The organism is Kutzneria chonburiensis (assembly GCF_028622115.1).
Taxonomy (GTDB): Bacteria; Actinomycetota; Actinomycetes; order Mycobacteriales; family Pseudonocardiaceae; genus Kutzneria; species Kutzneria chonburiensis.
Map to the genome: position 1 here is coordinate 3,302,230 of NZ_CP097263.1, position 11,576 is coordinate 3,313,805.

Sequence of the window (11,576 nt, forward strand, 5' to 3'; positions counted from 1 at the left end):
CGGGGACGGTGTCGCCCTGCCAACGCCGGAAAAGTCAATTACCGCTGGAAACACGCCAACGGACGGGCCGGCGCGGGGGTCGCCGGCCCGTCCGAGGTCACACCCTGGTCAGCTGTAGACCTCGAATTCGTAGATGCGGGCGGCGCCGCCGGTCCCCTGCTCGGGGGTCAGCACGGTGAGCTTGAGATACCGGGCGGTCAGGTTCACGGCATGGGTGGTGACGCCGGCGGTGTTGCCCCGCTGCTGAACGATGGTCGTCCAGGAAGTGCCGTCGGAAGACGCCTGGATGTCGTAGTCACGGGTGTTCCAACTGGCGCTCTCGCCGCCGGCACCGGCGTGCTGGAGGGTGATGGTCCGGACGGGAGTGGCGCCGCCGAGGTCGACCTGCCACCACTTGCTGCTGCCGGTCGAACACCACTTGTCGCTGGTGCCACCGGACACGCTGCCGTTGACGGCCTTGGCGGGACCCTCGTTGCTGTTGCAGGAAGAGTCCGAAGTGGCCGGTTTGTTCAACGCCACATCGGTCGCGGTCGCGGCGGTGTCGAAGGACGGCGGGGCGTCGGCGGCCGCGCTGCCCCACGAGGTGTTGGCAGTGATGCCCAACGTCATGTCGACGGTGCCGCCGCTGCTGATCACGGATTCGGGCAGCCAAGGCTTGGTCGAGGTGACACCGTTGAGCCGCAGGCTCTGGATGTACGGGGCGTTGGTGCCGGACCCGGTGGCGTTGAGGGTGAGGGTGACGCCGTTGCCACGGTGCACGACGACCTGGCTGAACAACGGACTGGCCAGCAACAGGTCGGCCCGGCCGGGGGCCAGCGGATACAAGCCCATGGCGGCGAAGACGTACCACGAAGACATGGCCCCGAGGTCGTCCTGGCCGGGAATGCCGCCGGGACCGTTGGACCACAAGGTGTTGACGACCTGACGCACGGTCTGCTGGGTCTTGTACGGCTGCCCGGCGAAGTCGTACAGCCACGGCGTCCCGATCGACGGCTCGTTGCTCAGATCCGAATGCTTGCCGTCCGAACTGGACAGTGCCCAGCTGCCGTCGGCGTTGTGGAAGAACCCGTCGAGACGGCCGACGGCCGACGCTGTGCCGCCCATCTTGGTGAACAAACCCTTGGCGTTGAAGGGAACCATCCACGTGTACTGGGCGGCGGTGCCCTCGGCGAACCCGTCGTCGCTGGCCGGGTCGAAGGACTGCCAGGTCCCCGCGGAGTCGCGCTGCTGGATGTAGCCGGTGGCCGGGTTGAAGACGTTCTTCCAGTTCTGGGCCCGATTCAGGAACTGGCTGCCGACGCTCGCGTTGCCGAGTCGTTGCGCCAGCTGGGAAATGCCGAAGTCGGCGGAGACGTCCTCAAGGGTCTCCCCCGCGCCGCCCCAGGCGTGCCCGTCCGACGGGACGTAACCGATCGACAGGTACTTGTCCAGCGACGGCCGCTCGCCGACGACCATGACGTTCCAGCCGTCGTCGCTCTGATCGGCGGCGGTCACGGTGGTGGCGGCGTGCACCATGGAGGTCAGCGCCCCGGCGGCGTCGAAGGAGGTGCCGCCGAAGGCGTAGATGCTGGACACGGCGGCATGCGCGGGGTCGCCGGTCATCACGTGGGTGCCGCCCTGGTTGTGGGTCCAGCGGTCCCAGACGCCGTTGTTCTGGTTGGCCTGGTTGTACAGCGACTGGGCGATGTCCGCGCCGACGTCGGGCCGCAGCAGGGTCACCAGCTGGAGCTGGTCCCGATACACGTCCCAGCCGGAGAAGTTGGCGTACTGCGCGTGCTGGGTGCCGCCGACCGTATGGACCTTTTGGTCCATTCCGGGGTACTGACCGTTGACGTCGCTGAACACGTTGGGGTGCAACAGGGAGTGGTAGAGCGCGGTGTAGAAGGTCGCCTGCTGGGCCGCACTGCCGCCGGTGATCTCGATCCGGTTCAGCTCCGCGTTCCAGGCGTCGTGGGCGCGTTGTCGCACGGTGTCGAAGGAGGTGCCGGCGGGGTTCTCGGTGTCGAGGTTGGCCTTGGCGTTGGCCAGACTGACGTACGAGATGCCGACCCGCATGCCCACGGTCTGCCCCTGGCTGAGGTCGAACGTGACGTAGCCGCCGGAGCCCTTGCCGGCGACCGGCCAGCCGTTCGTGCCGTACGTGGTGCCGCCGCTGGCGCTGGTGCCGCCGGCCGTGCGGGTGCCGTCCTGCCAGGTTCCGGTGGCGCTGAACGGTTTGTCGAACGCGGCGTAGAAGTACAGCGTGTAGTAGCTGCGCCGATCGACGGTGTTGATGTACCCACAGAAGTTCCCGCTCGTGACCGAGCCGCTGATGGCCTGGTTGCCCGCGTCGATCGTGGTCTGGGCGGCGCTGCTGCCGACCTCCGAGTTCGACGTGCGGACCAGCAGCGACGCGGTTTTCCCGCTGGGGTAGGTGAAGCGGCCGGCGCCGCTGTGCGTGGTGGCCGAAAGTTCCACGTTCACGCCGGAGTCGAGGCCGACCCGGTAGTAGCCGGCGGTGCCGGTCTCGTTGGCGTGGGCGAAACCGCTGGCGTAGGTGGCGTCGGTCTTGTCCGAGCTCGGGGACGTGGACACCGCTCCCGGGAACGGCAGGATCGGCACGTCGCCGGAGCCGCCCGCGCAGCCGGTGCCGGACATGTGGGTGAGGCTGAAGCCGCGCACCCGGGTCACGTTGTAGTCGTAGCCGCCGGGCTGCGGCGTCCGGGTCTGGTCGCCCCTGGTGTTCTCCGGGCTCCACTGCACCATGCCGTACGGGCTGTCGGCGCCGGGGAAGGTCTCGCCGCTGTTGCTGGTGCCGACGAGGGTGTTGACGGCGGCGGCCGGGTCGGCGACCGCCGCGGACGCGGCCGGCGCGGCGACACCGGCGGCGGCGAGTGCGACGCCGACCGCCAGCGAGATCGACCACCTCAGGCGTCGGGATCGGGCTAGGTCCATGGCATCTCCTCGAGACGCTCGGGCGGCGGCCGGCTGACAACGTTGACGGCATCGAGCATCGGCATCGCCCCGGCGATCGGACAGAGCCGAAATTTCGCCCCGGCCGAAAGTGGTCTGGGCCTGTTCAGCCGATTGACGTTAGGCTGGCCCGAATTCGGCGAGGGGTCAGATGTCCGGACCGTTCCACGTGGTGCTGCGCGACGCGATCCGGCAGCGGGGACTGCCGTTGCAGCGGTTGCGCGCCCGGCTGGCCGAGCGGGGCATCCGGGTCGGCATCGCCAGCCTCAGCGACTGGCAGCACGGTCGGGCCTGGCCGCAGCAGGCCAACTCGCTGCGGGCGATCGGCGCGCTGGAGGAGATCCTCGGCCTGCCCGACCGCACCCTCACCGGCCTGCTGGCCGGCCGCCCGACCACCCCGTTCCTGCCCCGGCAGGGCGTGGACGAGTCCACCGGACCGATCAGCGAGCTGCTGGACCAGCTGCCCGGTTCGCGCGCGTGGGACCTGGACACGCTGACCACCGAGCACATCGTCACGGTCGACGAGCACCGCTGTCCCTCGCTCGTCACCGTCCGCAGCCTCGTCCGCGCGCGCAAGGACGGCGTGGATCGGTTGGTGGTGCGGTACTTCGCCGCCGCCACGGGCGACGTCGACCGGGTCACCGTCCGCCCGACGCGCAACTGCCACACCGGCCGGATCCTGCGGCACCACACCGGTCGCGTGATGGTCGCCGAGCTGCTGTTCGGCCAGCCGCTGCGGGCCGGGGACACGTGGATCTTCGAGGTCGAGCTGGCCGACCCGACCGCCCAGGCCCGGTCGGACTTCGCCCACGGCTTCCGCCGGATGGAGGGCAACTACCTGCTGGAGGTCCGTTTCCACCCCACGGCACTGCCCAGCCACGTCAACGGCTACCTCAGGGCCGACCTGTACACCGAGAGCCACCGGCTCACCGATCTCCGCCTGACCAACCACAACGCCGTGCACCTCACGGCGGCCGACATGACCGCCGGGGTGCTGGGCATCCAGTGGGAGTGGCCGCTACGCGCCGGCTCCGCGTAGGAAGGTCTCGACGACCACGTCAGCCGCCTGCGCGGCGCTGAGTTCGGACAACTCCCGGCCGCCCAGGGCCAGCAGCTGCCCGAGCACCGCGCCCAGCCAGCCCTCGGGCAGGCCGGATCGGAGCACGCCCTCGTCGACGGCCCGCCGCAGGAACGCGTCCACGTCGGCGACCACACGATCGCGGCGCTCGCGGGCCCCGGGATCGGCCTTCCACCGCCCCAGGTCCACGGGCCATTTGCGGTTCACGCCGATGATCTCCTCGACGTACCGGTGCAGCGCCACCACCACCGACGCCTCGGGCAGCCGCGCGACCTCGACGGCCTGCTCGATGGCCGCCAGGCGGGCCTGATACACCGCCGCCAGCAGCTCCTCGCGCCCGGCGAACCGGCGGTAGACGGTCCGGCGGTCCACGTCGGCCTCGGCCGCGATCATCGCGACGGTGGTGCCGGGATCGGCGGCGAGCATGCGCGCCGCCGTGGTCAGCACGAGTTCGAGATTGCGCGCGGCGTCAGTCCTCACGGCACTGAAGGTACACGGACTGAGACCTTACGACCGTGCTCTGCCTCACTACAGTGGCATAATCCTCAGTAAGTGCTACATTGATGTGACAGATCCGAGGAGGCAGACGTGATCACCTACGACCAGCTCTTCATCGGCGGCACCTGGGCCACCCCCAGCAGCGCCGCCCGGCTCGACATCGTGTCCCCGCACGACCAGTCGGTCCTCGGCCGCGCCGTGCAGGCGCTGCCCGCGGACGTCGACCGGGCCGTCGCCGCCGCCCGTCAGGCCTTCGACCAGGGGCCGTGGCCGCACCTCGCCCCGGCCGAGCGCATCGCAGTGCTGCGCCGACTGGCCAAGCTGCGGGAAGAGCACGCCGACGAGATCGCCGCGCTGATCTCGGCCGAGAACGGCTCCGCGCTCTGGTTCACCAAGGCCGGCCAGCCGGGACTGAGCCGGCAGGCCAACGCCTACCTGGCCGCCGCCGAGCAGTTCGACTGGTCGCGGCCCCTGGAGCCGTCCGACCCGAGCTCCCCGTTCCGCTCGATCGTGCGCCGCGAGGCGATCGGCGTCGTCGCCGCGATCATCCCCTGGAACTCGCCGTTCTCCGCGGCCCTGGCGAAGGTCATCCCGGCCCTGATCGCCGGCAACACCGTCGTGCTCAAGGTCTCCCCCGAGAACACGCTGAGCATGAACCTGCTGGCCCGGCTGCTGGCCGACGCCGGCCTGCCCGACGGCGTGGTCAGCGTGCTGCCGGCCGACCGCGAGACCAGCGAATACCTGGTCAAGCACCCCGACGTGGACAAGATCTCGTTCACCGGGTCGACCCGCGCCGGCCGCCGCATCGCCTCGCTGGCCGGCGAGCAGCTCAAGCGGGTCAGCCTGGAGCTGGGCGGCAAGTCCGCCGCGATCATCCTGCCCGACGCCGACCTGCCCGCGGTGATCAACGGCCTGAAGTTCGGCTCGCTGCTCAACAACGGCGAGTCCTGCATCGCGCAGACCCGCATCCTGGCCCCGCGCAGCCGCTACGACGAGGTGGTCGACGGTCTGAAGGAGATGATGGAGGGCCTGCACGTCGGCGACCCGTCCGAGGACGCGACCTTCATCGGCCCGATGGTCCGCCGCGACCAGCAGGAGCGCGTACTGGACTACGTGCGTACCGGCATCGAGGAAGGCGCCCGGCTGGTCACCGGCGGCCCGCACGTCCCGCCGGGGCTGGAGGGCGGCTACTACGTCACTCCGACCCTGTTCGCCGACGTCGACAACGGCATGCGCATCGCCCAGGAGGAGATCTTCGGCCCCGTGCTGGTCGTCATCCCCTACGACGACGAGGACGACGCCGTCCGCATCGCCAACGACTCCGAGTACGGCCTGTCCGGCGGCGTGTGGTCGGCCGACCCGCGGCACGCGCTGGACGTCGCCGGTCGGATGCGCACCGGCACCGTCACCATCAACGGCGCCACGGTCGGTTTCGACGGCCCGTTCGGCGGTTTCAAGGCCAGCGGCCTCGGTCGCGAGTACGGCTCGGTCGGCATCGGCACCTATACCGAGTACAAGACCGTGACCCTGCCGGCGTGACGGCGACCGACTCGACAGGCAGGAAAGTCTTCCCGGGAAGCGGCAGGCGGCGGTGTTTCCGGCCGCCCCTGCCCGGTGTCGCAGCTACCCTCCGATTGTTCAGGGGGTGAGACATGCCGCTGCTGGAGCGTGAGACGGAACGGGCGCGGATCGCCGAGCTGGTCGACGGCATTCGCGATCGCGGCGGGGCACTGCTGGTCAGAGGCGAGGCGGGCATCGGCAAGTCGGCGCTGCTGGCGACCATCGAAGCGCCCGATCTGCGCACGTTGACGGCGACCGGCGTCGAAGCCGAGCACCACCTGCCCTACTCGGGCCTGCACCAGCTGCTGTTTCCGCTCCGCGACGAGATCCACGGCCTGGCCTCGACCCAGCGGGAAGCGCTGCGCACCGCGCTGGGCCTGGCCGACGGTCCGAGGCCGGAGATCTATCTGGTCGGCATGGCCGTGCTCAACCTGCTGGCGCAGGCCGCCTCGGCGCGGCCGCTGCTGTTGGTCGTGGACGACCTCCAGTGGCTCGATCTCAACAGCCAAGAGGTGCTCGCTTTCGTCGCGCGCCGATTGGAATCCGAGCCGATCGTGCTAGTGGCGGCGTTTCGCGACGACGAACCGTCCCGAATGGACACTGCGGGCCTGCCGACGTTACGGCCGGGCCCGCTGTCCCCCGGCGGCGCGGCGACTCTGGTTGACGCCGTCGCACCGAACCTGTCGCTGGCCGATCGGGCCCGCGTGCTCGCCGCAGCCGGCGGCAATCCGTTGGCGCTACGGGAACTGTGCCACGGCGAGCTGCCGGCGACGAGCCTGGAGCACAGCTTCGGCGCTCGCCTGCACGCCTTGCCTCATGACACCCGCAAGTGTCTGGTCATCGCGGCGGTCAACGACACCAACGTGCTGGCCGAGACGCTCAACGCGGCCAAGGCGGAGCTGGCCGCGTTGAGCCCGGCGGTCGCCGCCGGGCTGATCATCGTGACCACGAATACCGTGGAGTTCCGGCATCCGCTGATCCGGTCGGCGATCATCAAGCACACCGATCCGTGTGAACGACACGCGGCGCAGCGGGCGCTGGCCGAGGTGCTCGGCCACGAACGGGACCGCCAGATCTGGCATCGGGCCGCCGCCACCACCGAACCGGACGACGTCATCGCCGCCGAGCTGGAGGAAAGCGCCGACCGGGCGTGGCGGCGCGGCGGCAACGAACTGGCGGTGTCGTGCCTCGAACGGGCGGCGCAGCTGAGCGCGTGCCCCGATCAGCGGGCCTTCCGGTTCCTCCGGGCCGCGGGCTTCGCGGTCGAGGCGTACCGGCCGGATCTCGTCGACAAGCTGCTCGCCGAGGCGTCGAGCCTTGACCTCGACCAGCGACAGCGGGCGCTGGTCACGTGGATGCCGACGACGTTCGACGAGGGCGGTCATGGTGGCCGGATCGCCATCGGTGAGCTGGTCGACCTGGCAACCGGGCTGTACGTCGAGGACGGCCGGCCCGGGGCCGCGCTGTGGGTGCTGTGGAGCACCGCCACCCGCTGCTTCTGGCTCGACCCCGACCCGCACGAGCGTCGCCGGATCATCGAGGCGGCCGATCGGCTGCCGATCGACCCGTGCGATCCCCGAGTCGTGGCGATCAACGCCCACGTCGTTCCGTTCGAACGCGGCGAATCCGTGCTGACCGGCCTGCACGGGCAGACCCACCGGATGCGGCGCGACTCGCTGGTGGACCGCTTTCTCGCCGACGCCGCACTGCATGCCGGCGCGTTCGACCTGTCGGCGCGGTTCGCCGGCGCTGCCCTGCCCGCGCTGCGCGCACGCGGTTGCCTGCCGTTCGTCGTGTCGGCGCTGTGCACGCAGGCGTGGAGTTGCGCGCGCCTCGGTGATCTGGTGACCGCGCAGCGCGCCGCCGATGAGGCCTCGCGTCTGATCGAAGACAACACGGTGTCCTTCGTGCCCGGCCTTGTGTTGGCCGTACAGGCGGAAATTGCCGCCCTGCAAGGGAATTCCTGTGACGAGCTCGCCTGTGCGGCGGAACGGATCGGCCTCACCGCCGGGGCCCGGCCGGTGCTGGCCACCGTGCAGCTGGCGCGGGGCATCGCCGCGCTCGGCGAACACCGCTACACCGATGCCTTCCTGCACCTGATGCGACTACACGACCCGTCCGATCCGTGCCACCAGATGGCGTTGCGCTGGTACGCCATGGCCGAGCTGGTCGAAGCCGCCGCCCACTGCGACGAACTGGGCACGGTCGAGAAGCTGTTGCCGGAGCTGGAGATGCACGCCGCGACTTCCCCATCGCCCGCGCTCCACATTGGACTTCGCTACGCGCGTGCCGTGATGGCCCCGGACCATGAGGCGGAAAAGCTGTACCGGGCCGCGCTCGACGCCGACCTGTGCGCGTGGCCGTTGGAACGGGGTCGCGTGCAGCTCGCCTACGGCGAGTGGCTGCGCCGGCAGCGGCGCATCGCCGACTCCCGTCCGCAACTTCGTGCCGCCCGTGAGACCTTCGACGCGCTCGGCGTCACGCGCTGGGCCGAGCGTGCCCGCCGTGAGCTGCGCGCCACCGGGGAGAGCGGTGCTGCGCAGCCTTCCGACTGCGTCGCCGACCTCACGCCGCAGGAGCTGACCATCGCCCGACTCGCCGGTCAGGGCCTGACCAACCGGGAGATCGGCGCGCACCTGCGCCTGTCCCACCGGACCGTGGGCACGCATCTGCACCGGTTGTTCCCCAAGCTGGGCATCACCTCTCGGGGCGAGCTGCGAGACGTCATGCGTCAGATGACGTAGGCGGTGTACGTCGACCGTGATGAGCTCACCGGTTTCGGCCCGACTGTGGCCGGATGCGTGGCGTGGCCGCGGTTTTCCGTAGCGCAGCGCTTACGTTTCCTACCATGAAACGAAGAATAGGCGTGATTGCTGCGCTGGTGCCGCTCGCGGTGCTGGTGCCGCTGCCGGTGGCCGCGGCGAGCACCGGCACGTGCGCCGGCCTGCCGGTCGCGACCCCGGCCGGCACCACGGTCGAGTCCGTCGCGGCCGTGCACAAACCCGGTGGCACGGTGACGTTCCCGGACACCGTTCTCGGGCCGACGCCGCCGATCAGCGGCGTGCCGTCCTACTGCGAGTTCACCGTCACGGTGAGCCACCCGGGTGCGGGCGACCACGTGCACACGACGATCGACCTGCCCGACACGGGTTGGACCGGCCGGTTCCAGGCGGTCGGCGGAAGTGCTTACGCCGCCGGCGATTTCATCGGCAACGGCCTCGTGCAGGCGGTGAAGGACGGCTACGCCGCGGGCACCACCGACGCCGGCCTGTCCGGCAATCCCCTCGACACCAGTTGGGGCCTGACCGCCGACGGCCACGTGAACCAGGGGCTGCTCACCAACTTCGCCTACCGCTCCGCGCATGACCTCGCCGTGGTCGGCAAGGACGTAACCGCACAGTTCTACGGCCGCGCCGCCTCGTACGCGTACTGGAACGGCTGTTCCACCGGCGGCCGTGAGGGTTACGCCGAGGCACAGCGCTTTCCCGACGACTTCGACGGCATCCAGGCCAGCGCACCGGCCGTGCACTGGGCGCAGTTCGCCGTCGCCACCCTGTGGCCGGCCGTGGTGATGAACCAGGAACACGACATCCTGGCGCCCTGCGAAACCGACGCCTTCACCCGGGCGGCCGTGGCCCAGTGCGCCAGCGCCGACGGTCTCATCGACCAGCCCGCGCAGTGCGACTTCGACCCGCGTTCGCTGATCGGCCAGCAGATTGTCTGTGACGGCAAGCAGATCACCATCTCGGCGCGGGACGCCGAGGTCGTCGGCAAGATCTGGGACGGTCCCACCGACGAGCGCGGCCGGCACCTCTGGGGTGGCCTGCCCAAGGGCGCGAGCTTCGCCGGCATCGCCGGCACCATGTCCAATCCCGACGGGTCCCTGAGCGCGCCCGGCTTCATCGTCGCCACCGGCTGGGTGCAGACCTTCCTGCTGCACCAGACCTCCCTCGACGTCTCCAAGATCACCTACGACCGGTTCGCCGCCCTGTTCCGGCAGTCCGTGGCCCAGTACGACGGCGTGATCGGCACCGCCGACCCCGACCTGTCCCGGTTCCGGGCCGCCGGCGGCAAGCTGCTGACCACCGTCGGCACCGCCGACCAGCTGATCCCGACCAACGGCCTGTTCGACTACCGCCGTCAGGTGGACCGGCTTTTCGGTGGCACGCAACGGGTCGACAACTTCTACCGGGTGTTCGTCGTGCCCGGCGGCTTCCACTGCGTCGGCGGCGCCGGCGCCACGCCGACCGATCCGCTCAAGGCAGTCGTCGACTGGGTCGAGCACGACAAGGCCCCGGCCACCCTGCCCGCCGCCAACCCGGCCGGCACGGTCACGCGCGACCTCTGCCGTTACCCCAAGGTCTCGCGCTATCTCGGTCACGGCGACCCCGCGGCCGCCAGCAGCTACCGCTGCGTCTGACCCGTACGGGCCGCGCCGCACCCCGGCGCGGCCCGGCGGTCGCATGACGTACCGGCGTTCAGTCACGCGCCGGATGTGGAGCTACTCTCGGGTCAAGTACCGTTCCGGCGTCCAACTCCCCGGAACGGAGGTGCCCGATGGTCACGCGCACCGTGGCCGTGGTCGCGCCGGCCGGCGCTTCGCCGCTGGAGATCGCCATCGTGCAGCAGGTGTTCGGCGATCGTGTGCTGGCCGCCGTCAACGCGCCGGATCGCTACGACGTCGTCCTGTGCCGGGAAGTCCCCGCGACCGCCGACACCGTTGTGATTCCTACCATCGACGATTCCCTGACGTGCCCTCCCCTGCTGGCGGCGCTGCGCGCTGCCCATGCGCGGAAGGCACGCCTGGTGGCGTTCGGCACCGGCGTCTTCCTGCTCGGCCACGCCGGCCTGCTCGACGGTCGTCGGGCCACCACACACTGGATGCACGCGCAGCGCCTCCGCGAGCAGTTCCGCCTGTCCCGGTTGGAAACCGGGACTGCCCACGTCACCGCCGGCAGCGTGCACACCTCGCCCGGCGGCTTGGCCGCCGCGCAAGTGACGCTGCACCTGCTGGCCATGGACATCGGCGCCACGCGGGCCGACGCCGTCGGCCGGATCCTGTCCGGTTTGGACGTCCCGTCCTGGGAGGACGCCACCCAGCTGGATCTGGCGTCGCTCAAGGCCTGGCTACGCGATCACCTCCACGAGCCGCTCACCCTGTCCCGCGTCGCCGCCCACGCCTACATCAGCGAGCGCGGCCTGGCCCGCAAATTCCGCCAGGCCGTCGGAACCAGCGTGTTCGACTGGGTCAACCGGGAGCGCGTGGCCCGGGTCCGGACCATGCTGGAGTCGACGGACCTCCTGGTGTCCGACATCGCCGGCATGGTCGGTTTCGGCTCCCCGGAGACATTGCGCCGCAACTTCGAGAAGTACGTCGGCACGACCGCGACCGACTACCGCCGCATCGCCCGCGTCGGCTCGCGGACGCGGTGATCCGGGATCACCGCGAGCACTGGCCGGTGTCGACGCGGCCGTCGCCGGAACGCCG

General features: G+C 70.5%; 7 protein-coding genes. 5 read left to right on the top strand and 2 right to left on the bottom strand.

Annotation, left to right across the window (positions count from 1 at the left end; all coding sequences use genetic code 11):
* Positions 1 to 108 precede the first annotated feature (108 nt).
* Positions 109 to 2,934 (bottom strand): GH92 family glycosyl hydrolase, encoded by a 2,826-nt coding sequence (locus tag M3Q35_RS14830; RefSeq protein ID WP_273942334.1) that lies wholly within the window; start codon positions 2,932 to 2,934, stop codon positions 109 to 111.
* A gap of 169 nt (positions 2,935 to 3,103) precedes the next feature.
* On the opposite strand from M3Q35_RS14830, the gene M3Q35_RS14835 reads away from it, so the two are divergent.
* Complete coding sequence (locus tag M3Q35_RS14835) at positions 3,104 to 3,991, top strand: hypothetical protein (protein WP_273942335.1); 888 nt, start codon at positions 3,104 to 3,106, stop codon at positions 3,989 to 3,991.
* On the opposite strand, the gene M3Q35_RS14840 is transcribed toward M3Q35_RS14835, so the two are convergent.
* On the bottom strand, positions 3,971 to 4,510 hold the full coding sequence (locus tag M3Q35_RS14840) for a TetR/AcrR family transcriptional regulator (RefSeq protein WP_273942336.1): 540 nt from the start codon (positions 4,508 to 4,510) through the stop codon (positions 3,971 to 3,973). The two genes, M3Q35_RS14835 and M3Q35_RS14840, sit on opposite strands and share 21 nt — an antisense overlap.
* A gap of 108 nt (positions 4,511 to 4,618) precedes the next feature.
* Between M3Q35_RS14840 and M3Q35_RS14845 the strand changes: the two genes are divergently transcribed.
* The 4 genes from M3Q35_RS14845 (at position 4,619) to M3Q35_RS14860 (ending at position 11,521) form a co-directional block, all read left to right on the top strand.
* On the top strand, positions 4,619 to 6,067 hold the full coding sequence (locus M3Q35_RS14845) for an aldehyde dehydrogenase (RefSeq protein WP_273942337.1): 1,449 nt from the start codon (positions 4,619 to 4,621) through the stop codon (positions 6,065 to 6,067).
* A gap of 113 nt (positions 6,068 to 6,180) precedes the next feature.
* Positions 6,181 to 8,832 carry an ATP-binding protein gene (locus M3Q35_RS14850; RefSeq protein WP_273942338.1) on the top strand — a complete coding sequence of 884 codons (2,652 nt, stop codon included), beginning with the start codon at positions 6,181 to 6,183 and terminating at the stop codon, positions 8,830 to 8,832.
* Positions 8,833 to 8,936: 104 nt separating this feature from the next.
* The gene (locus M3Q35_RS14855) at positions 8,937 to 10,508 is read left to right on the top strand and encodes a tannase/feruloyl esterase family alpha/beta hydrolase (protein ID WP_273942339.1); all 1,572 of its coding nucleotides are present in this window, start codon (positions 8,937 to 8,939) and stop codon (positions 10,506 to 10,508) included.
* A gap of 137 nt (positions 10,509 to 10,645) precedes the next feature.
* Entirely contained in the window at positions 10,646 to 11,521 is an 876-nt protein-coding gene (locus M3Q35_RS14860) for a GlxA family transcriptional regulator (protein WP_273942340.1), read from the top strand.
* Positions 11,522 to 11,576: the final 55 nt, after the last annotated feature.